Annotated in this window: 20 protein-coding genes; 4 read left to right on the top strand and 16 right to left on the bottom strand. The window is 73.0% G+C overall.

Going from position 1 to position 21,430, the window contains the following annotated elements:
* Positions 1-4 precede the first annotated feature (4 nt).
* The 9 genes from AB0B33_RS03320 to AB0B33_RS03280 form a co-directional block, all read right to left on the bottom strand.
* Positions 5-601: a DUF2567 domain-containing protein gene (locus tag AB0B33_RS03320; RefSeq protein WP_360766277.1), complete on the bottom strand. Its 597-nt coding sequence runs from the start codon at positions 599-601 to the stop codon at positions 5-7.
* Between the two features lie 123 nt (positions 602-724).
* Positions 725-931: a hypothetical protein gene (locus AB0B33_RS03315; RefSeq protein WP_360766274.1), complete on the bottom strand. Its 207-nt coding sequence runs from the start codon at positions 929-931 to the stop codon at positions 725-727.
* Positions 918-1,931 carry a biotin synthase BioB gene (gene bioB / locus AB0B33_RS03310; RefSeq protein ID WP_086856687.1) on the bottom strand — a complete coding sequence of 338 codons (1,014 nt, stop codon included), beginning with the start codon at positions 1,929-1,931 and terminating at the stop codon, positions 918-920. The genes AB0B33_RS03315 and bioB overlap by 14 nt, the downstream gene beginning before the upstream one ends.
* A gap of 72 nt (positions 1,932-2,003) precedes the next feature.
* Complete coding sequence (bioD, locus tag AB0B33_RS03305; protein WP_360766272.1) at positions 2,004-2,726, bottom strand: dethiobiotin synthase; 723 nt, start codon at positions 2,724-2,726, stop codon at positions 2,004-2,006.
* Positions 2,727-2,894: 168 nt separating this feature from the next.
* Positions 2,895-5,072: a bifunctional SulP family inorganic anion transporter/carbonic anhydrase gene (locus AB0B33_RS03300; protein WP_360766269.1), complete on the bottom strand. Its 2,178-nt coding sequence runs from the start codon at positions 5,070-5,072 to the stop codon at positions 2,895-2,897.
* 217 nt (positions 5,073-5,289) lie between these two features.
* The gene (locus tag AB0B33_RS03295) at positions 5,290-7,521 is read right to left on the bottom strand and encodes a bifunctional SulP family inorganic anion transporter/carbonic anhydrase (protein WP_360766266.1); all 2,232 of its coding nucleotides are present in this window, start codon (positions 7,519-7,521) and stop codon (positions 5,290-5,292) included.
* Positions 7,522-7,739: 218 nt separating this feature from the next.
* Positions 7,740-9,017: an adenosylmethionine--8-amino-7-oxononanoate transaminase gene (locus AB0B33_RS03290; protein ID WP_360766263.1), complete on the bottom strand. Its 1,278-nt coding sequence runs from the start codon at positions 9,015-9,017 to the stop codon at positions 7,740-7,742.
* 72 nt (positions 9,018-9,089) lie between these two features.
* Complete coding sequence (locus tag AB0B33_RS03285) at positions 9,090-10,292, bottom strand: cytochrome P450 (RefSeq protein ID WP_247012531.1); 1,203 nt, start codon at positions 10,290-10,292, stop codon at positions 9,090-9,092.
* Positions 10,293-10,315: 23 nt separating this feature from the next.
* A complete protein-coding gene (locus tag AB0B33_RS03280; RefSeq protein WP_247012533.1) occupies positions 10,316-10,729 on the bottom strand; it encodes an SRPBCC domain-containing protein in 414 nt (137 codons plus the stop codon).
* A gap of 64 nt (positions 10,730-10,793) precedes the next feature.
* On the opposite strand from AB0B33_RS03280, the gene AB0B33_RS03275 reads away from it, so the two are divergent.
* Positions 10,794-11,417 (top strand): uridine kinase, encoded by a 624-nt coding sequence (locus tag AB0B33_RS03275; RefSeq protein WP_360766258.1) that lies wholly within the window; start codon positions 10,794-10,796, stop codon positions 11,415-11,417.
* Between the two features lie 3 nt (positions 11,418-11,420).
* Here the strand turns inward: AB0B33_RS03275 and AB0B33_RS03270 are convergent, their stop codons facing one another.
* The 4 genes from AB0B33_RS03270 to AB0B33_RS03255 all read right to left on the bottom strand — a co-directional run bounded on the left by AB0B33_RS03270 (position 11,421) and on the right by AB0B33_RS03255 (position 15,987).
* Positions 11,421-12,578 carry a glycosyltransferase family 4 protein gene (locus AB0B33_RS03270; RefSeq protein WP_360766255.1) on the bottom strand — a complete coding sequence of 386 codons (1,158 nt, stop codon included), beginning with the start codon at positions 12,576-12,578 and terminating at the stop codon, positions 11,421-11,423.
* 90 nt (positions 12,579-12,668) lie between these two features.
* Entirely contained in the window at positions 12,669-13,721 is a 1,053-nt protein-coding gene (locus tag AB0B33_RS03265) for an NlpC/P60 family protein (protein ID WP_360766252.1), read from the bottom strand.
* Between the two features lie 424 nt (positions 13,722-14,145).
* Positions 14,146-14,403: a hypothetical protein gene (locus AB0B33_RS03260; protein WP_247012537.1), complete on the bottom strand. Its 258-nt coding sequence runs from the start codon at positions 14,401-14,403 to the stop codon at positions 14,146-14,148.
* A 195-nt stretch (positions 14,404-14,598) separates the two neighbouring features.
* The gene (locus tag AB0B33_RS03255) at positions 14,599-15,987 is read right to left on the bottom strand and encodes an NYN domain-containing protein (RefSeq protein WP_360766247.1); all 1,389 of its coding nucleotides are present in this window, start codon (positions 15,985-15,987) and stop codon (positions 14,599-14,601) included.
* A gap of 96 nt (positions 15,988-16,083) precedes the next feature.
* On the opposite strand from AB0B33_RS03255, the gene AB0B33_RS03250 reads away from it, so the two are divergent.
* The gene (locus AB0B33_RS03250; protein WP_360766244.1) at positions 16,084-17,787 is read left to right on the top strand and encodes a DEDD exonuclease domain-containing protein; all 1,704 of its coding nucleotides are present in this window, start codon (positions 16,084-16,086) and stop codon (positions 17,785-17,787) included.
* A gap of 150 nt (positions 17,788-17,937) precedes the next feature.
* Here AB0B33_RS03250 and AB0B33_RS03245 read toward each other — a convergent pair whose 3' ends face one another.
* On the bottom strand, positions 17,938-18,828 hold the full coding sequence (locus AB0B33_RS03245; RefSeq protein ID WP_360766241.1) for a MerR family transcriptional regulator: 891 nt from the start codon (positions 18,826-18,828) through the stop codon (positions 17,938-17,940).
* A 44-nt stretch (positions 18,829-18,872) separates the two neighbouring features.
* Between AB0B33_RS03245 and AB0B33_RS03240 the strand changes: the two genes are divergently transcribed.
* Both AB0B33_RS03240 and AB0B33_RS03235 read left to right on the top strand, forming a co-directional pair.
* Positions 18,873-19,610, top strand: coding sequence for a maleylpyruvate isomerase family mycothiol-dependent enzyme (locus tag AB0B33_RS03240; RefSeq protein ID WP_360766238.1), 738 nt, complete (start codon positions 18,873-18,875; stop codon positions 19,608-19,610).
* Between the two features lie 58 nt (positions 19,611-19,668).
* The gene (locus AB0B33_RS03235) at positions 19,669-19,950 is read left to right on the top strand and encodes an Lrp/AsnC ligand binding domain-containing protein (RefSeq protein ID WP_247012548.1); all 282 of its coding nucleotides are present in this window, start codon (positions 19,669-19,671) and stop codon (positions 19,948-19,950) included.
* 9 nt (positions 19,951-19,959) lie between these two features.
* Here AB0B33_RS03235 and AB0B33_RS03230 read toward each other — a convergent pair whose 3' ends face one another.
* Positions 19,960-20,313: a VOC family protein gene (locus AB0B33_RS03230; RefSeq protein WP_247012550.1), complete on the bottom strand. Its 354-nt coding sequence runs from the start codon at positions 20,311-20,313 to the stop codon at positions 19,960-19,962.
* Between the two features lie 79 nt (positions 20,314-20,392).
* The coding region (locus AB0B33_RS03225) for a cytochrome b N-terminal domain-containing protein (protein ID WP_360766233.1) at positions 20,393-21,430 on the bottom strand (1,038 nt) is incomplete at its 5' end.

Below are 21,430 nucleotides of genomic sequence, written 5' to 3'. Positions count from 1 at the left end.
CCACTCAGCCCAGGCGGCGGCCCAGGTCGTCGCGTCCGTTCCAGGTGGCCAGCAGGCTGTAGGCGATCGACACGCCGAGCGGGCCGGTCAGCAGCACCCACCACGACTCCAGCCGCGGTGCCAGCTCGATCACCGAGCCGAGCGCGGGTGGATCGGTGATGGCGTAGTGGCTGTTCGCCCACGTGACGCCGAGCAGCATGGCGAGCACGCCCGCGAGCGCCACGCCGAGCACGGCGGCCAGGAAGACGACCGGGCCGCGGCGTTCGCGCAGCAGCCAGCTGACGACGCCCACGACGATCCCGAGCCCGAGCGTCATCAGCCCGAACACCGCGAGGTCGTCGAACCGGTGCCAGCTCTCCAGCTCCAGCGCGCCTTGGGAGCCGTCGGCGGCGATGATGCGGACGCGCTCGGGCGGCGCGAGCCGGGACCACGCGAAGGCGAGCGGGAAGCTCAGCAGGCCCACCGTGCTGAACACGCTCACCGCGGGCAGCAGGTCGGCCTTGACGACCACCCGCGGCCGCCGCTCCCGGAACAGCACGGGCACCGACCACGGCCCGGCCACGGCCGACGGCCGGTGCGCGGGCCCCGACGTCTCATTCACCCGGACTCCCTCCTGCAACTGCACCAACCGGGGCTGCGCCCCGGGCCGGGGGCTCCGCCACCCGGAGCCCCCGAAAAGCGTGCGTGTTGCGACCGAGGGTAACCGGTCAGCGTGCAACCACCGTCAGCCGCCGGCCGTGTCGCCGTGCCTGCTGCACTTCGCCGTCCAGCCGAGCGGGCTCACCTGGACCACCAGCCGCCGCGCGCAGAACGTGCAGTAGCGCGGCGGTTCCAGCACCGTGCGGGGGTTGTGGCACGCCGGGTGGTCCGCCCCGCCCGGCGACTCCTGTCCACAGTGGACGCAAAAGGCCGGGGCGTCAGAGGCTGTCACTGAGCGCCTTGATGGGCATCTTGAGCTCGTCGAGCATCTCGAGGTCCGCCGAAGCCGGCCGCCCGAGGTTGGTCAGGTAGTTGCCGACGATGATCGCGTTGACGCCGCCGAGCATGCCCTGCTCCGCGCCGAGGTCGCCGAGCGTCAGCTCACGGCCGCCGGCGAAGCGCAGCATCGTGCGCGGCATCGCGAGCCGGAACGCCGCCACCGTCCGCAGTGCGTCCTTGCCCTCGACGATCTCGTAGTTCTCGTACGGCGTGCCGGGCTGCGGGATGAGGAAGTTCATCGGCACCTCGTGCGGGTTCAGCTCGGCCAGCTGCACCGCGAACTCCGCGCGCTGCTCGACCGTCTCCCCCATGCCGATGATGCCGCCGCAGCAGACCTCCATGCCCGCCTCGGCCACCATCCGCAGCGTGTCCCAGCGCTCCTCCCACGTGTGCGTGGTGACCACCGCGGGGAAGTGCGAGCGCGCCGTCTCGAGGTTGTGGTTGTAGCGGTGCACGCCCATCTCGACGAGCTCGTCGACCTGCTCCTGGGTGAGCATGCCGAGCGAGCAGGCGATCTGGATGTCGTTGCCGTCCTCGCGGATGGCCTTCACGCCTTCGCGGACCTGCGAAAGCAGCCGCTTGTCCGGGCCGCGGACGGCGGCGACGATGCAGAACTCCGTCGCGCCGGTCTCGGCGGTCTGCCGGGCGGCCTTGACCAGGTTCGGGATGTCGAGCCACGCCGAGCGCACCGGCGTCGGGAAGCGGCCGGACTGCGAGCAGAAGTGGCAGTCCTCCGGGCAGCCGCCGGTCTTCAGGCTGATGATGCCTTCGACCTCCACCTCGGGCCCGCACCAGCGCATCCGCACTTCGTGCGCGAGCGCGAGCAGGTCGGGCAGCCGGTCGTCGGGCAGCCGCAGCACCTCGAGGACCTCGGCTTCCCCCAGGCCGGCGCCGGTTTCGAGGACGAGTTCACGGGCATGGGCGAGGACGTCGGTGTCCGGAACTGCGGTCAAGGCGTCTCCTTGGTCGTGACGGAAGCGTCCCTCATCGTGCCTGACGGGCCCCTCGGGCGACAGCGACGCAGGTCACTTCCCCGCCGAAGCGCACCCGGCGAACAGCTCGGGGTCGAACTCGCCGCCGAACCACGGCGAGAGCCCGCCCCTGGCGGCGGTGAGGAACTCGTCCCGCGACGCTTCGCCGAGCCCTTCGGGCAGCACGCCGAGCAGCGGCGCCCCGGCCGCCACCGGCAGGTCTTCGAGGTTGGACAGCGCCGCGAGGTCCGGCTCGGCCGGCCAGGAGCCGATGATCACACCGGCGACGGTCAGGCCGCGCTTGGTGGCGACTTCGGCGGTGAGCGCGGTCGCGTTGAGCGTGCCGAGCCCGGCTTCGGCCACGACGATCACGAGCGAGCCGAGCGACCAGGCGACGTCGGCGAGGCTGGCCCCGGTGGCGTCGAAGCGCACCAGCAGGCCGCCCGCGCCTTCGATCAGGGTGAGGTCGTGCCCGGTGTCCAGCTCCGACGCCGCCCGCGCGATCTCCCCGGGATCGAGCGTCGGCAGGCCACTGCGGCGCGCGGCGGCCTCGGGCGACAGCGGGTCCGGGTAGCGGCGCAGTTCGAGGGTCGTGACGTCGCCGGCCAGGCGCCGGACGTCGGCGAGGTCACCGGGTTCGTCGGGCCGCACCCCGGTCTGCGCCGGTTTCAGCACCGCGACCCGCTGCCCACCGTCCGCCGCCAGGGCGGCGATCGCCGCCGTGGTGATCGTCTTGCCGACCCCGGTCCCGGTCCCCGTCATCACCAGCATGGTCACGGACCATCAACTTAGTGACCCGGGGTCGGGGTGCGCACACGCGGGCCGTGCTCGGGCGCTCACAGCGCCGGGCCGCGACGTCGTGAAAGGGTCGTTCACGTCGTCCGACGCCATGAACGACCCTTTCACCGGACCGGTGCCCGGGTGGGCGCGGCCCGCGTGCGGGGGTCAGGCTCCCGGCACCGCCACCGGCGCCCCGGCCGGCCGGAACGTCCGCTCCTTCGCGTCGAACAAGTGGACCTGCGCCGTCCCGACCGCGAAGTACATCCCGGTCAGCTGCAGCTTCCCGGCGCCCTCGGCCGCGGCCACCGACGGGTACTCGCGCAGGTGTTCCAGCTGCTGGAGCACGTTGTGCAGGGCCAGCCGGTCGCCTTCGCGCTCCGGGACCGCGCCGTCCAGCGTGGCCGAGCCGAGGCGGTGGGCGCTCGGCTCCGCGTGGCGGAGCCAGACCGACAGCGGGCCCGGCGGCGGACCGTCGGCGAGCGCCGCCATCGCCCCGCAACCCGAGTGGCCGCACACGACGATCTCTTCGACGCCCAGCACACCGACCGCGTACTCGATCGACGCGTTCATCGACGGGTCGGCCTGCCCGGCCGGGACCAGGTTGCCGATGTTGCGGATGGTGAACAGGTCGCCCGGGCCGCTGGTGGTGATCAGGTTCGGCACGATCCGGGAGTCGCCGCAGGTGATGAACAGCGTGCGCGGGCGCTGGCCGTCCGCGAGCCCGGACAGCGTGTCCTTGAGCAGCGGCGCGGCCCGGCGGTGGAACTCGGTGGCGCCGTTGCGGGTCTGCTGCGTCGGGATGCCTTCGGTGGCCTGCCACGCCGACCAGGGCGCGAGCCAGCGCGGCACCGCCCGGCTGGCGTGCAGCCGCGACCGCGTCGGGCGGCCCGCCTTGCCCTCGCCGAACCACGGGTGGCCGACCTCGTCGACCTCGACCGTGCCGCCGGCGTTCTCGTGCGCCTGCTGCCAGGTCGTGAGGCTTTCGAACGCGGCGTGGTCGAGGTAGTCGACGACCAGTTCGAGCCGCACCGGCACGCCGGCCGGGATGGTCCCGAGCACCTTCGACAGCCGCGGCACCGACAGGAACGTCAGGACACCTTCGACGACGACGCGCCAGGCGTCGCCTTCCTGTTCGACGTGGATGCCCGACCAGAGCGTCCGGCGCAGCATCAGGACCAGGGCCAGCCCGATGCCGGCGAGCACGCCGGTGAGCAGGTCGAACACCACGACGCCGGCCAGCGTCAGCAGGTACACGGGCAGGTCGCCGTGCGCGAGGACGGTCCTGATGTGGCCGGGGTTGACCAGCTTCGCGCCGACGTGCACCAGCAGCCCGGCCAGCGCGGCCAGCGGGATGCTCTGGATCAGCCCGGCCAGCAGGACGACGAACAGCAGCACCCAGACGCCGTGCAGCACCGCCGACGCGCGGGTCTTGGCCCCGGCGGTGACGTTGGTGGAGCTGCGGACGATGACGCCGGTGACCGGCAGGCCGCCGAGCGCGCCGGAGAGCATGTTGGCCGCGCCCTGGCCGACCAGCTCGCGGTCGAGGTTGGCGCGCCGCCCGGTGTGCATCTTGTCCACCGCCACGGCCGAAAGCAGGCTTTCGACGCTGGCGATCAGGGCGATCGTGACGACGGCGAGGGCGAACCCGCCCCACCCGCCGTCCGGCAGCTGCGGGACGAGGTGGACGTCCAGCAAGTCGCCGGGGAGCTCGACGCGGGGCAGCGTCATGCCGAGCACGACCGACACGACGGTGGCGGCCGCGATCGCGGCGAGCGGCCCCGGCACCTTGCGGACGGCGGCGGGCAGCTTCGGCCAGACGAGCAGGATGGCGATGGTGAGCAGGCCGATCACGGCGGCGGAGTCGTGGTGGGCGACGATCTGGCCGGGCAGCTCGGCGATGTTCTCCACCGCCGAGCTCTGCGCCTTGCCGCCGAGGACGACGTGGAGCTGGCCGAGCACGATCGTGACGCCGATGCCGGCCAGCATGCCGTGCACGATCGCCGGCGAGATGGCCAGCGCGGCGCGCGCGATGCGGCTCAGCCCGAGCAGGATCTGGCACGCGCCGGCGGCGACGGTGATCGCGCAGGTGACGACCCACCCGAACGTCTGGATGGTTTCGGCCATGACGACGGTCAGGCCGGCGGCGGGCCCGCTCACTTGCAGCGCGGAGCCGCCGAGCGCGCCGGCGACGACGCCACCGACGACGGCGGCGACGAGCCCGGCGGCGACCGGCGCGCCCGAAGCGAGGGCGATGCCCAGGGACAGGGGTACTGCGACGAGGAAGACGACCAGTGAGGCCGGCAGGTCGTGGCGGAGCACGGCGAGGGGTCTCATGATCGCCATGCAACCGGAAAACGAGTGAAATGTCCGCTATGCACCACTCGATCGGGTGAATAAATGGCGGTATTTAGCTCGAATGTCACATACCGGACAAGTCGTTAACAAGCCGTTCACAAGCACGGGCCTGTCAGGTGACAGTTGAATTCCGTACTACACAAGGGTTTCACAGCCTCGGATGTGACGCCGGCCGGGCCCGGCGCCACACCGAGGGCCGTCCGGGTCAGTGCTCCAGCGCACCCGCCGGGACGAAGCCGCGGGCCGCGTCGTCCAAAAGGGACACTTGCGCCGCGCCGACGTCGAAGTACATGCCGGTGAGCCGGAGCGCGCCGCGCTCGAGGGCGGCCGCCACCACCGGGTAGGCGCGCAGGATCTCCAGCTGCTGCACCACGTTCTGCAGCGCGAGCTGGTCGGCCTCGGCGGCCGGCCGCTCCCCGCCGAGCAGCAACGGCGCTTCGCGGCTTCGGCGTCGCAACGTCGCTTCGCCGTGGCGGAGCCAGCTGCCGAGCTGCTCGAGCCCGGCCGGGGCCTGGCCGAGCAGCGCCTTCATCGCGCCGCAGCCGGAATGGCCGCACACCACGATCTCGGCCACGCCCAGCACGCCGACCGCGTACTCGATCGCCGCGCCGACCGACGAGTCGTCGCCGTCCGGCGGGGGCACCAGGTTGCCGATGTTCCGGACGGTGAACAGGTCGCCCGGCCCGCTGGTGGTGATCAGGTTGGGCACGATCCGCGCGTCGCCGCAGGTGATGAACAGCGTGTGCGGCTGCTGGCCGTGCGCCAGGCCGCTCCACGTGTCGCGCAGCAGCGGCGCGGTGCGGCGCTGGAACTCCGAAGCGCCGCGGCAGAGCAGCGAGCTCGCCGTGCGCTGGGCGGGCAGCACGACGTGCTCGGCCTGCCACTCCGACCACGGCGCGAGCCACCGCGGCACGACCCGCGCGGCGACGCTGCGGCGCACGGTCGGCGCGTCCGAGCTCCCGCGCGCGAACCACGGGTGCCCGATCTCGTCGACCGTCACCGCCCCGGCGTGCGCCTGCTGCCAGCCGCGCAGGCAGTCGAACGCGGCGTGGTCGAGGTAGTCGACGAGCAGCTCCAGCCGGACTTCGGCGTGCGGCGGCACCTCGGCGAGCACCCGGGTCAGCCGCGGCACGGACAGGAACGTCAGCGCGCCTTCGACGACGACGCGGTGGCGTTCGCCGTCCTTCTCGACGTGGATCCCGGAGAAGAGCATCCGCCGCAGCATCATCGCGAGCGCGAGCAGGATCCCCGCCGCGACGCCGGTGAGCAGGTTGACGGCCACCGCGCCGGCGAGCGTGACGACGTACACCGGCAGGTCGCCGTGGCGGTGGACTTCCTTGAGCCCGTTGAGGTTCACGAGCTTCGACCCGACGTACACCAGCAGCGCGGCGAGCGCGGCCAGCGGGATCAGCCGCAGCACCCCGGTGAGCGCCAGGCAGGCCGCGAGGATCCAGACGCAGTGCAGGATCGCCGACAGCCGGGTGCGCGCGCCCGCCTCGTAGTTGGTCATGCTGCGCACGATGACGCCGGTGACCGGGAACCCGCCGAGCGCGCCGGCGGCGACGTTCGCCGCGCCCTGGCCGATGAGCTCGCGGTCGAGGTCGGTGCGCGGGCCGCCGCGGAGCTTGTCGACCGAGACGGCGGACAGCAGGCTCTCCAGGCCGGCGATGAGCGCGATGGTGAGCGCGGCGAGCGCGAACCCGCCCCAGCCGCCCTCCGGCAGCCGCGGCACGACGTGCAGCGCGGGCAGCCCGGCCGGGAGGTCGACGCGGGGCAGCGACATGCCGGTCAGGACGGACAGCCCGGTGGCGAGCGTGACGGCGGCCAGCGGCGCGGGCACCCGGCGGACGACCGAGGGCAGCCGCGGCCAGGCGACCAGCACGGCGAGGGTGACGACCCCGATCAGCACGGCCTGGTCGTGGTGCGCGGCGATCTGCCGCGGCAGCGCGACGACGTTGGCGAGCGCGGAGCCCTGCGCCGTCCCGCCGAGCACGACGTGCAGCTGCCCGAGCACGAGCGTGACCCCGATGCCCGCGAGCAGCCCGTGCACGATGGCGGGCGAGACGGCGAGCGCGGCCCGGGCGAGCCGGGTCAGCCCGAAGAGGATCTGGAGCAGCCCGGCGGCGACGGTGATCGCGCAGGTGACGGGCCAGCCGTGGGTGGCGATCGTGTCGGCCAGCACCACGGTGAGGGCGGCGGACGGCCCGCTGACCTGCAGCGGCGACCCGCCGAAGAGGCTCGCGACCAGCCCGCCGACGACGGCGGAGACGAGGCCGGAGAGCAGCGGCGCCCCGGCGGCGAAGGCCACGCCGAGGGACAGGGGGACGGCGACGAGGAAGACGACGATCGACGCGAGGAGGTCGTGCTTGAGGTTCTCCCGGTGGTGGGGGTGCTTCGGGGGGCCGGTGTCGTGTTCGCCACGAACGATCTCGATCATGGGGGCAGGATCGCCGAAACCAGGCGAAATGTCTGCTACGCAAGCATTTCTCGCGTTTGCTCCGGTACGGATCGGTTCGCGCCGGCGGATCTTTCAGGCGAACCGCGTCCCGGCAACCTCCGCCGATCGCGTGGTGTCGATCTTGCTCCGGCACGCAGCGCGACGATGAGGGACCTTCGGGTCTCGCTGTGGGCGTGGTCACACCCGATGTGCTGAAATCACGCCTTTTCGGCGACCGCGAGCATCGCGCGGGTGATCACGGCCAGGTCGTCGTCCGTCGAAACGTACGGCGGCATCGCGTAGACGAGGTCCCGGAACGGCCGCAGCCAAGCGCCGTGCCCGGTGACCACCTCGGTCGCCACCGCCATGTCGACCGGGTGGTCCAGCTGCAGCACGCCGATGCCGCCGAGGACCCGGACGTCGGTGACCGACGGGAGGTCGCGCGCCGGGGCGAGGCCGTCCAGGAGGCCCTTCTCCAAGCGGGTGACGTCGTGGCGCCAGCCGCCGTCGGCGAGCAGGCCGAGCGAGGCGTTCGCGACCGCCGACGCCAGCGGGTTGCCCATGAACGTCGGGCCGTGCGCGAGCACCGGGAGCGCGCCGCGCGAAATGCCCGCCGCCACCTCCGGGGTGCACAGGGTCGCCGCCATGCTCAGGTAGCCGCCGGTCAGGGCCTTGCCCACGCACAGGACGTCGGGCGTCACGCCCGCGTGCTCCGCGGCGAAGAGCGTGCCGGTGCGGCCGAAGCCGGTCGCGATCTCGTCGAAGATCAGCAGCACGTCGTGCGCTTCGGTCAGTTCCCGCAGCGCGCGCAGGTAGGCGGGGTGGTGGAAGCGCATGCCGCCGGCGCCCTGCACGACCGGTTCGACGATCACCGCCGCGAGTTCCCCGGCGTGCGCGGCGATCGCCTCGGCCAGGATGTCCACATAGGACTGATCCGGCGGCGCGTCGAACCCGGACGGCGGCGCGGGCACGAAGACCTGCTCCGGCAGCACCCCGCGCCACAGCGAGTGCATGCCGCCGTCGGGGTCGCACACGCTCATCGGCGTGAACGTGTCGCCGTGGTAGCCGCCGCGCCAGGTGAGCAGCCGGCGCTTCTCCGGCAGCCCGCGCGAACGCTGGTACTGCAGGCACATCTTCGCGGCGACCTCGACCGACACCGACCCGGAGTCGCAGAGGAAGACGTGCTCCAGCCCGTCCGGGGTCAGGTCGACGAGGGTCTTCGCCAGGGTGATCGCGGGTTCGTGCGTCAGGCCGCCGAACATGACGTGGCTCATCCGCCCGGCCTGCGCGGTGAGCGCGGCGTCGAGCACCGGGTGCCGGTAGCCGTGGATGGCCGACCACCACGACGACATCCCGTCGACGAGCTCGCGGCCGTCGGCCAGCTTGAGCCGCACCCCGCTCGCCTCGGTCACCAGCAGCGACGGCACCTTCGCCGGCATCGGCGCGTACGGGTGCCACACGTGCTGGGCGTCCAAGGCGAGCAGGTCGGTGTCCATGACCGGATTAAAACAGGCCGCGCAGCGGCTCCGTCGAGGGTGGTGGTGGGGAGGAAGGTGGAGCCTACGACGTCACTTCAGCCGGACCGGCAACGCCTCCAGCCCGTGCACCAGCGAGCTCGGCCGGTACACCAGCTCGTCCGGCTTCGCGTCCAGCGCCAGCTCCGGGAACCGGGCGATCAGCCCGCCCAGCGCGATCTCCGCTTCCAGGCGGGCCAGCGGCGCGCCCACGCAGTAGTGGATGCCGTGCCCGAAGGCCAGGTGCCCGCCCGCCGCGCGCGTGATGTCCAGGCGGTCCGGCTCCGGGTAGCGCTCGGCGTCCCGGTTCGCTCCCAGCAGCGAGACGAGCACGAACTCGCCTTCCGGGATCGTCACGCCGCCCACCTCGACCGGCTCGGCGGTGAACCGCAGCGTCGCCAGGTGGATCGGGCCGTCGAAGCGCAGCAGCTCCTCGACGGCGTTGGGCAGCAGCTCCGGCTCGGCGCGCAGCCGGGCCAGCTGCGCCGGCTCGCGCAGCAGCGCCAGCACGCCGTTGGCGATCAGGTTGACCGTGGTCTCGTGGCCGGCGACCAGCAGCAGGAACGCCATCGAGACGAGCTCGGGCTCGGACAGCGAGTCCCCGTCGTCGGTCGCGTGCACCAGGTCCGACAGCAGGTCCTCGGCCGGCTCGGCGCGCTTCTGCGCGATCAGGTCGGTGAGGTAGCCGAACATGTTCTGCCCGGCGGCCTGCATCTCCTCCGGTTGCGAGGCGCTCAGCAGCGTCTTCGACCACGCGGCGAACTCCGTGCGGTCCTGCGCGCGCACCCCGAGCAGCTCGCAGATCACCGTGATCGGCAGCGGCGCGGCGAAGGCCGGCAGCAGGTCGGCCCGCTCCTGCCCGGCCAGCGCGTCGAGCAGCTCCGAAGTGATCTCCTCCACCCGCGGCCGCAGCCGGGCGATGGTCCGCGCCGTGAAGGCCTTGTTCACCAGCTTGCGCAGCCGCGTGTGGTCCGGAGGGTCGGAGTTGAGCATGTGGAAGCCGAGATCCGCACCCACCCCGGCCTGGGTCGCCTGGCCCGAGGGCAGCTTCGCCTCGAACAGTTCGCGGGCGCGCGCACTGTTCTTGTGCAGCCGCGGATCCGCCAGCAGCGCCCTCGCCTGCGCGAAGTCCGTCACGATGTAGCAGTCCAGGCCGCGCGGCATCCGGGTCCGGCGCACCGGCCCGCCCGCGCGCAGCAGCTCCGCGAACAGGTGCGCGTCCTGCGCGAAGTCCTCGGCCACCTCGAAAGTCGTCATCCCGCTCCCCCGTGCAGTCCGCTTCAGCGCTCGGCGAGTGCCGCCACCACGCGCTCGGTCACGTCCTGCCAGTATGCCCGCTGTTGCTCGCGTTCTTCCGCGTCCGCGAGCCATTCTTGGTGGAACCGCAGCGTGGTCTTGGCGCCCGCGCCGCTCAGCCGCACCTGGACGGTCGAGTCGTGGTCCCAGTCGCCCGGGCGCCACGTGAGCCGCACGCGGTCGTTCTCGGCGTAGCCGCGGATCTCGCCGACCGTGCCGTTCGCCGTTTCGTACTCCGCGCCCGGTTCGCGCGGCAGTTCCACGCCGGGACCGAGCCAGATCGCGACGCCGTCCCGGCTGACCAGGAACTCCCAGACCGTCTCCGCCGTGTACGGCAGCGTCCGCGAAACCCCGATGTTCCAGCCGACATCGGCCGTTTTCCCCACTGAGGAAGTCATGTCCGCATCCTCCCACCGGGGTACGACGAAACCGGCCGGTGGCCCGGGTGCAGGATCAGTGCTCGTGCGCTACCGCCCCATCTCCCCGGCCGTGCTGGCCGAAGAACTGGCCGAACGCATCGACGCGCTCACCGGGCGTCCGCGGTTCGCGGTCGCCGTCGACGGCGCGGCGGGTGCGACGGAAACCACGGAACTCGCCGACGCCCTGGTCGACCCGCTGCGCCTGCGCGGGCGCGCCGCCCTGCGCGTGTCCGCGAAAGACTTCCTGCGCCCCGCGTCGCTGCGCTACGAGCACGGCCGCACGAACCCCGACGCCCGCTACACCGACTGGCTCGACCTCGGCGCCCTCCGCCGTGAAGTGCTCGACCCGCTGGGCGACGGCGGTTCCGGCGAGGTGCTGCCGTCGCTGTGGGACGCCGGGCGCGACCGCGCGACCCGGGCGGAGCGGGTGCCCGTCCCCGAAGGCGGCGTCGTGCTCCTCGACGGTGAACTGCTGCTCGGCGCCGGCCTGGCCTTCGACCTGGCCGTGCACCTGTGGCTCTCCCCCGCCGCGCTGCACCGCCGCGTCCTCCAGGAGTGGGCGGTCCCGGCTTACGAACGCTACGAGGAAGAAGTGGACCCGTGCTCGCTCGCCGACGTCGTCGTGCGCGTCGACGACCCGCGGCACCCGGCGCTCTACACGCCGTGAAGCTCAGCGGACGACGGCCACCGGATCGCCGTCGAGCAGGCCGGACAGCCGCCCGGCCATGGTGTCCCACCGCCAGTTCTCGGTGACCCAGGCCCGGCCCGCCTCGCCCATCCGGCGCGCCCGCACCGGGTCGGCCAGGAGGCTGGCCACGGTCTCGGCGAGCTGACCGGTGTCGCGGCCTTCGACGACGTGCCCGGTGACCTCGTCGAGCACCGTTTCCGGGGCCCCGCCGGAGTTGCCGGCCACGACCGGCAGCCCGGTCGCCGACGCCTCCAGGTAGACGATGCCGAGCCCTTCGACGTCGAGCCCCTTGCCGCGGGTGCGGGCGGGCATCGCGAAGACGTCGCCGGCCGCGTAGTGGGCGGGCAGCTCGGACCACGGCACCGAGCCGGTGAGCACGACGTCGCGCTCCAGGCCGAGCCCGGTGACCAGCTGGCCGAGCTTCTTGCGGTACGGCCCGCCGCCGACGATGAGCAGCGCCGCGTCCGGCACGCGTTCGCGGATCAGCGGCAGCGCGCGGATCAGCTGGTCCTGGCCCTTGCGCGGGACCAGCCGCGACACGCAGACGACGGTCGGCCGGTCGGAAAGGCCGTGCCGGGCGCGGATTTCCGCGCGGCCGGCGGGATCCGGCCGGTACAGCCCGGTGTCCACACCGGACGGCAGCAGCTCCAGCCCGGCCATCGGGCCGAACGCGGCGGCGAACCGGCCGCGCGTGTACCGGCTGACGTAGGTGACGGCGTCCACGGTGTCGCCGATGCGGCGCAACGCCTGCCGCGACGCCGGGAGCATGGACCAGCCGACTTCGTGGCCGTGCGTCGACGCCACGATCCGCCGCGCACCCGCTTGGCGCAGCGAGTGCCCCAGCAGCGCCAGCGGAGCCGCGGCGCCGAACCAGACGGCTTCGCAGTCCCGCGCCCGCATGATCTGCTTCGCGCGGCGGAGCACGTCCGGCGTCGGCAGCATCAGCGACGTCGGGTGCCGCACGACCTCGAACGGCGCTTCGGCGTCGAACTCCTCGTGCGACCCCGTCCGAGACTCCCACGAAGGCGCGTAGACGACCAGGTCGTCCGACGGCAGCCGGGTGGCGAGGGAGTTCAGGTAGTTCTGGATCCCCCCGGGCCGCGGCGGGAAGTCGTTGGTCACGAGCAGGGTCTTGAGCACGTCCCAGAGGCTAGCGGCCGCCTCGGCCGGCACAGCCGAAAGGGCGGCACCGCGTGTGCGGTACCGCCCTTTCGACAGCTGCGCTCGGAATCACGACGTGGGGCGGCGTGCTCCCGCGTACTGGCTCTGCAGCGGCGAAATCTTCACGACGTCGCCGGTGTCGGGCGCGTGCACCATCTTGCCGTCGCCGATGTACATGCCGACGTGCGAGACGGGCGAGTAGTAGAACACGAGGTCGCCCGGCTGGAGCTGGTCGCGCGGCACCGCGGCGCCGAACGTGGACTGCTCGCGGCTCGAGCGGGGCAGCTTGATCCCGGCCTTGCCGTAAGCCCACAGCATCAGGCCCGAGCAGTCGAACGAGCTGGGACCGGTGTCGCCCCAGCCGTAGGGGCTGCCGAGCTTGCTCAGCGCCGCGTTGACCGCGGTCTGGGCGGCCGCGGTGGGCGCCTGGACGTTCGGCGCCGTGCCGCCCTTGTCGCCCTGCAGGGCCTTGTCGGCCGCGCTGAGGCTCTTGTTGGCGGCCTTGAGCTGGTTGATCTGGTCGTTCAGCGTCTTCTGCTTGGCTTGGATGTCCTGCGTCAGCTTAGCCGCGGCGTCACGGGCGTCCGTCGCGCGCTTCGCCGCGTCGGTCGCCTTGGCGGTGGCGTCGTTGGCCTGCTGGACGGAGCCGGTGAGGTTGCCCATCGCGCCGTTCTTCTCGGTCGCGATCACCTCGAGCGCCGAGGAGCGGTCGAGGAAGTCCTGCGTGGACGTGCCGGCCAGCAGCGCGGACAGCTTGTTGAGCTGGACCCCGCTGGTGAACGACGCGCCGGCGAACTTGTCGACCTCGGTCTGGTACTTCTTCTGGTTCGCGGACGCCTGGGCGGCCTGGTCCTTCGCCGCGTTGACGTCGTTGGAGGCCTTGTCGAGCTCACCCTGCTTGGCCTTCAGGTCGTCCTGGGCCTTGAGCAGGTCTTCGTTGAGCTTTTCGGCCTGTGCCGCGAGGTCGCGGTACTGGGCGAGGGCGTCCGAACCGGTGGGCGGAGCCTGGAGGACGGGGACGGGGGCGGCGATGGCCGTCGGCTGGGCCACGGTGACGAGGGTGATCACCGAAGCCGCGGCGAGGGCACCTGACACCACGCGCCTGACTGGATGCGACTGCACGGTCGCGCGGGTCTCCTTTGGTCTCGGCCGCCGTCGGGGACCGGGGCACGAAGAGGCCGGGGAGTCCTCTTCGCCGCTCGTCCCCACCGCTTCGGGGCTGCTTCATCCGCAACTGGTGAAGCAAGCGGTGGTGGTTCCGGTTCCCAGCTTCCCGACAAAGCTGCGTCCGGCGGCGATCTCGCGTCGCCGCCTACATCGACGGCCGGGGGCCACGAGATCTCGGACAGGTTACGAAAAGTCCGCCACGACGTCCACCACCCGTCGGCCAAAAACTCTCCGTAGCGCCCGGAAACACCATCGGACCAGCTATGGAGAAAACATGTGATGGGCGTTACACGCTGGGGATATTCCCGCAGCCTGTTCGGTCACCGACCGTTCACCTGATCCGATCGACCATTCGGCGCGCCGACACGAAACGGGCGCGTCAGGCGGTGCGCAAAGCCGCTCCCTCCACCAAGCGCAGCCGCGGCACCATCCCCGCTTCGGCGAGTGCGTCGACGGCGCGGCGCTCGTCGGCGTCCCACACGACGGCGGGCGGCGCGCCGAGCAGCACGCTGATCACGCAGTCGTGGCAGGAGATGCCGCGCACGACGCAGCGATCGCAGTCCACCACGAGGTTCTCGATGTCCTCGACGGATATGTGCGAGACGTCCACTTCGGACAGGTCAGGGGTGTCGTTCACGTGGTCCTCCTCACGTCGGTTCCGACTTGAGGAGGACGGTACGGGGCACCCCCGACAGTTTCGGGCGAGCTAGCCCACGCCCCCGTCCGGACGTGGCGCGCGAGACGTCATGAACGACCCTTTCACCGCGTCCGACGCGGTGAACGACCCGTCCATGACGTTTCGGGCCGCGCGATCGGGTGGCGGGTCGGCCGGTCAGACCCGGGACAGGCGGCTGACCAGCACCGACGAGGGTGTCGGGTGGGCGCCGCCGCCGCGGACCGAGTCCGCCACCGCGCGGTCGGACGTCGCGACCACCATCGGCCGGCCCGCGGGCTCGGTCGCGACGATGTTGCGGATCACGTCGTCGGCCAGCACGCCGCGGTCGGAGAACAGCACCCGCACCCCGCGCGGCACCGACGCGGGGACCGACAGCACGCCGGCGCCGTCGAAGACCACGGTGACCTCGGCGGACGTGCGGGCGGCCAGCGCCTGGAGCTGGTGGATCAGCCGGTCGCGCTGGTCGGCGAGGGCCAGTTCCGGGTAGCCGGTCTTCGTGACGTTGTAGCCGTCGACGATCAGGTGGACGTTGGGCAGCGCGAGGTAGCGGTCCAACGTGGACACGTCGGCGATCTTGCCGCCCTGCCCGGTGCCGGACCGGGTGCCGCGCACCATGTCCGCGGGGCGGGCGCCGCGGGCGCCGATGGCGAGTTCGCGCCGCAGGCCGTTGACGGCGCCGTCGATCGTGTCGATGAGCAGCCCCAGCCGCACCTCGTCGGCCTGCCGGGCCTCGCGGGCGGACTGGCGCGCGATCTCGGCGTCGGCGGCCGCGCGTTCGGCGCGGGCACGTTCCCCGGCGACGCGCTGGCGTTCGCGGTCGAGCTGCGCGGTCAGCGCGGCGATCTCGTCGGCGCGGGCGGCGGAACCGCGGTCGGCCTCGGCGGCCGCCGCTTCGGCCGCGTCACGGGCCTGGCGCAGCTGGACGCCTTGCTCGCGAAGGCGTTTCAGGAGCTTCTCGACTTCGCCTTCGCGCTCGCCCCGGGCACTTTCGGCGGTCTGCCGGGCCTCGGCGAGCTCCGCGCGGACCTGGCCGAGTTCGGCTTCGAGCCGCTGGTTGCGGGCCAGCGCGGCGTCGCGTTCGGCGCGCAGGGCGTTCTCTTCGGCGTTCTTGGCGACCAGCCGCACGCGCCCGGCGGCGCCGGACTCCCCGAGCAGGACGGCCGCGGCCGCCGCGGCGACCGAGTCGGTGGCGTTGGGGTCGAGCGCGTCGGTGCGGTGTTCGCGCAACCACTCGATGACGGCGGTGCGGAACTGCGAGGACTCGCCCAGTGAGGCCAGCAGGGCGGCCCCGCCGAGCTTGGCGCGCTTGGCGGGGGCGAACTTGGCGACCGGCCGCAGCTGGCGCGGCACGTCGGTGCCGGGGAGCTTGGCGACGGCGGCCGCGGCGAGCTCGGCGATGCGGTCCCGGACGGGCTCGGGCAGCGCCGGCCAGGTGGCGGGTTCCGGCCGGTCAGCGGCCTCTTCAGCCGGTTCCGGGCGCGAGGCGACACCCGAGGGACCGGCGGGGTCCCCTGGCGGCTCCGGCACGAGCGGCTGCGGGTGCATTGGTCCAGGGTAGGCCCCGCCCCCGCATCCCGCGCCGCGCGGCACACGGACCGGCCGCGCGCGGAAACTGTCGGTGGTCGGCCCTACAGTCCGACCATGCGTTCGATCCAGGCACAACTCGCGTTCGACGAGCTCGGAACCCCGTTGCGGGAAACGACTTTCGTGGTCTTCGACCTGGAAACCACGGGAGCCGGGCCGGGCGCGTCCGAAATCACCGAAATCGGCGCGGTGAAGGTGCGCGCGGGCGAGGTGCTCGGCGAGTTCGCGACCCTGGTCAACCCGGGCAAGACCATCCCGCCGCAGATCGTCTCGCTGACGGGCATCACCCAGCTGATGGTGTACGACGCCCCGCCGATCGAGGAGGTGCTGCCGGCGTTCCTGGAGTTCATCGGCGGCTCGGTGCTGGTGGCGCACAACTCGGGCTTCGACACCTCGCACATGCGGGCCGCCTGCGAGGCGCACGGGTACGTGTGGCCGAAGCTGACGGTGGTGTGCACCGCGCGGCTGGCCCGCCGGGTCGTGCCGCGCGACGAGGTGGGGCGCTACAACCTGACGGCGCTGGCGTTGCTGTTCGGCGCCCGGACCCGCCCGACGCACCGCGCGCTGGACGACGCGCGGGCCACGGTCGACGTCCTGCACGGCCTGCTGGAGCGCGTCGGCAACCTGGGCGTCCATTCGCTCGAGGAGCTGATGGGCTACCTCCCGGAGGTGACGGTCGCCCAGCGCGCGAAACGGCACCTGGCGGCGGACCTGCCGGCCGCTCCGGGGGTCTACCTGTTCAAGGGCCCGAAGGAGGAGGTCCTGTACGTCGGCACGGCGAAGGACCTGCGGCGGCGGGTGCGGACGTACTTCACGGGTTCGGAGAACCGCAGCCGGATCCGCGAGATGGTCGCGCTGGCCGAGCGCGTCGACCACGTCGTGTGCGCGCACGCGCTGGAGGCGGAGGTGCGCGAGCTGCGGCTGATCGCGGCGCACCGGCCCGCGTACAACCGCCGGTCGAAGAACCGCCCCCAGGGCTGGTGGATCGGGCTGACGGACGAGGCCTTCCCCCGCCTGTCGGTGGTCCGCCTGCCGCGCCCGGGCGTGCTGGGCCCGTTCCGCAACCAGGCGGACGCCCGCGCGACGGCGGACACCCTGGCCGGCGCGTCCGGCCTGCGCACGTGCACGCAGCGGATCTCACCCCGCTCCCCGAACGGCACCCCGTGCGTCCTGGCGGAGCTGGGCCGCTGCGGCGCCCCCTGCGCGGGACGGCAGAGCGTCGAGGCGTACGAGCCGTTGGTGGCGTCGGCGTCCGGCCTGATCGCGGGCCTGGACGGCCGCCCCCTGCACACCGCGGCGGAGCACGTGGAGCGGCTGGCGGCCGGTGAGCACTACGAACAGGCGGCCCGCCATCGCGACGAGCTGGCGGCCTTGATCCGGGCGCTGGGGAGGGCGCACCGGCAGGGATCGCTGGCCTCGATCGGCGAGCTGATCGCGGCGGGCCCGGACGGCGCGGGCGGCTGGGAACTGGCGGTGATCCGCTACGGACGCCTGGCGTCGGCGGGAGTCGCCCCGCGAGGGGTGCCGCCGATGCCGGTGGTCGAGGTTCTGGTGGCTTCGGCGGAGACGGTGCTGCCGGAACCGGGGCCCCTGCACGGCGCGCCGCCGGAGGAGGTCGGGGTGTTGCTGCGGTGGCTGGCTCGCCCGGGTGTCCGGTTGGTGAGGACGACGAGGCCGTGGGCGGAGCCGGCGGCGGTCGCGGGGTGGCGGGGGTGGCTCGACCTGGTGACGGAGGCGCATTCACTGGAGCACGTGAGTTGACGGGGCGGTCGCGGGGCCAACCGCAGCGGCGGGTGCCACTGCTCCCGGGCGCAAGCAGGCCGACGTGCCGTCACTCCCGAGCGGCACCTCGCCATCGGGCGCCACTGAAGCCGCAGGGCGACCGCGCGGTCCGTCTCGGCCCCCGCACCCTCACCCCACCGATCTGCCCAGCGCATCGAGCAGCCAGGTGTGCGCAACCCCCATCGGCGCCGCCTCCCCCGTGACCTCCCCCGCCAGCTGCCAGTACCGCCGCAGCCGGGGCGACCGGTCCACCGCCGTCCGCCGGTTCAGCGCGCGGCGGAACTCCAGGCTGTCCGCCCTCCGGTGCGCCGTCGCGTGAGCCGCCACGAACCGGTCCAGCGCCGCCCCGGACGCGGGTGGCCGCCCGGCCACCACCGCATCAGCCGCCAGTCCGCACGCCTCCCCCACCTCGGCGTGCAGCACCCCCAGATCCGCGACCCGCTCGTGCGCCACCAGCGTGCTCGCCCGCAGCCCCACGGCCAGCTCCCGGTCGGCCGCCAGCACGACCAGCTCCGCATACGCGACCACCTGCGCGGTCGTCGGGGAATCCGGCGGCAGCGGCGCACTGATATCCAGGAACATCCGGGCCGTGTCCGGCGGGATCGGGCCCGCGGTCATCGGCTCCCACAGCCGCACCAGCGCGGCATGCGCCCCCTCGCCGTCCTGGACCGCCGAGAGCAGGTCCAGCCGGGACGGGGCCTCCTCCACCGCCCGCAGCACCGAACGCCGCCAGGAGAGGGTTGCCAGCTCGCGGTCCAGTGCCGTCCGCTCGGCCGCCACCGCGTCGTCCAGGGAGCGGTCGCCCGCGAGGACGCCGGTGATCGACCGCAGGCCCAGCCCGAGGCCGCGCAGCCGGCGCACCAGGTTCAGCCGGTCGACCGCCCCTGCCTCGAACCGGCGGTGGCCGCCCACGCTGCGGGCCGGCTCCAGCAGGCCCTCGTCGCAGTAGAACCGGATCGTGCGGACCGGGACCCCCGTCCGGCGGGCCAGGTCGCCGATGCCCAGTGTGTCCTCGGTCACCTTCGGTCGAACCTCCAGCCGGGTGGAATTCCTACGGTACGGCCATGGACACCACCAGACTCGCCGAAGGCCTCCACGACCACACCGCCGGGTTCGCCGGGGCGGTGACCGGCGCCGACCCCGAAGCCCGGGTCCCCACCTGCCCCGAATGGCCGCTGCGGGTGCTCGTCGGGCACATCGGCCAGGCCCACCGCTGGGCCGCGGGCATCGTCCGCTCCGGGCCCTCCCCCGTCCCCGACCCGTTCGACGCCGACCCCGGCTCGCCCGAGAAGTGGTCCGACTGGCTGCTCCAGGGCGCCGCCGACCTCGAAGACGCCGTCCTGGCCGCCGGCGAGACGCCGGTGTGGACGTTCTTCGGCCCCGGACCCGCCCGGTTCTGGCTGCGGCGGATGGCGCACGACACCACCGTCCACCACGCCGACGCCGCGTTCGCCACCGGCGCCGCCTTCGAGGTCGCCCCCGACCTCGCCGCCGACGCCATCAGCGAGTGGCTGGACGTCCTGTCCGACCCCGTGACGCCGACCCTCAACCCCGCCTTCGCCGAGCTCCGCGGCACCGGCCAGACCCTGCGGGTCGCCCCGGACGACGGCCCCGGCTGGCTCGTCACCCGCACCCCGGACGGCGTCCGCTGGGCCCCCGGCGGCGACACGGCCGACGCGACCCTCGCCGGGCCCGTCCAGGACCTCCTGCTCGTCCTCACCCGCCGGCTCCCCGCGGACCGCGTGCGCCGCACCGGCGACCGCGCCCTGGCCGAGCACTGGCTGGCGCACACGGCGGCGTAGCGAGGCGGCTCACTAGGATCACCGGCGACACCCGCAGCCGAGTCTTGGAGGACCCCAGGTGATCACCGCGATCGTGTTGATCCAGGTTGAGGCGGACGCGATCCCGGACGCGGCCCAGGCGATCGCCGACATCGACGGTGTCGGCGAGGTCTACTCGTGCGCCGGGGACGTCGACCTCATCGCCACCGTCCAGGTGTCCGCGCACGAAGAGCTGGCCGACCTCATCCCCGGCCGGATCGGGAAGGTGCCGGGCGTGCTGGACACCGTCACGCACATCGCGTTCCGGTCGTACTCCCGCACCGACACCGAGTCGGCCTTCTCGATCGGCGTCGAAGACTGACCGGCGGGGTCAGGCCGGCTGCCAGAGCTCGACGCGGTTCCCGGCGGGGTCGGTGACCCAGCCGAAGCGGCCGATGCCGTCCATGTCCTGGACCTCTTCGGCGACGTCGGCGCCCTTGGCGCGCAGCTGCGCGAGCATCGCGTCGAGGTCGCGGACCCGGAAGTTGAGCATGACCTGCTGCGACGGCGACCCGAAGTAGTCCGTCCCGGCCTCGAACGGCGCGAAGACCGTCGGCCCCGGCTGCTGCTGCCACGAGCCGTGCTCGTCGGCGTCGAGGCCCAGGAAGTCCCGGTACCAGGCCCCCAGGGCGGCCGGGTCCGCCGCGCGGAAGAAGTAACCACCGATGCCGAGCACACGTTCCATGCCGCGCATCGTGCCAGCCCGGAAACACCGATGGCCACCGCCGGCGAACCGGCGGTGGCCATCGGGCTGATCTGCGGTGCTAGTGGTCCGACCGCTTGGCGGCCGAGGCCGCTTCGGCGGAGTCGAACTCACCGTGCTGGCCGTTCTCGTCCGCGGAGTGGCCGTTGCCGTGCCCGTTGCCGTGGGCCCGCTCCAGCGCGGCGGTCTCCTCGGCGGGGTCCGGCGACCAGAGCGTGCCCGGGACGGCGTGCCCGGCCGAGCCCAGCTTGTTCATCTTCTTCGGCACGGACGCGCCCTGGTACTCGAGCGGGATCGCGTGGCCGTGGCTGTCCACGCCGGCGAGCGGCTGGTGGATCTCGATGAACTCACCGTGCGGCAGCCGCTTGATGATGCCCGTCTCGACGCCGTGCTCCAGCACCTCGCGGTCGGCCCGCTGCAGGCCCAGGCAGAGCCGGTAGGTGAGGTAGTAGGCGACCGGCGGCACGAGCAGGACGCCGATGCGGCCCGCCCACGTCGTCGCGTTCAGGGAGATGTCGAACTGGTCGGCGATGATGTCGTTGAAGCCCGACAGCTCGATCACCATGAAGAAGCCCAGCGCCATCGCGCCCAGCGCCGTGCGGACCGGGACGTCCCGGGGCCGCTGGAGCAGGTTGTGGTGCGCGGTGTCCTTGGACAGCCTCCGCTCGATGAACGGGTAGCCCAGGAACAGGCCGAACAGGATCGGCATGCCGATCGCGCCGGGGAAGAACACCGCCGGGATCGTGTAGTTCCCGAGGTAGACCTCCCACGCGGGCCAGATCCGGAGCATGCCGTCCGCCCAGGCCATGTACCAGTCGGGCTGCGAGCCCGCCGACACCTGCGCCGGGTTGTACGGGCCGAAGTTCCACACCGGGTTGATCTGGAACAGCCCCGACATCAACGCCAGCACCCCGATGACCAGGGTGAAGAACGCCCCGCCCTTGAGCGCGAAGTACGGCATGATCCGCACCCCGACCACGTTGGTCTCCTTGCGGCGCACCCCCGGGAACTGGGTGTGCTTCTGGTACCAGACCAGCGCCAGGTGCGCCCCGACCAGCGCCAGCATGATGCCCGGCAGCAGCAGGATGTGCAGCGTGTA

It is taken from the genome of Amycolatopsis sp. NPDC049159, assembly GCF_040648295.1.
Classification (GTDB): Bacteria; Actinomycetota; Actinomycetes; order Mycobacteriales; family Pseudonocardiaceae; genus Amycolatopsis; species Amycolatopsis pretoriensis_A.
Note: the sequence above shows the minus strand (reverse complement) of the source record. Positions and strands in the feature narration are given on the sequence as shown.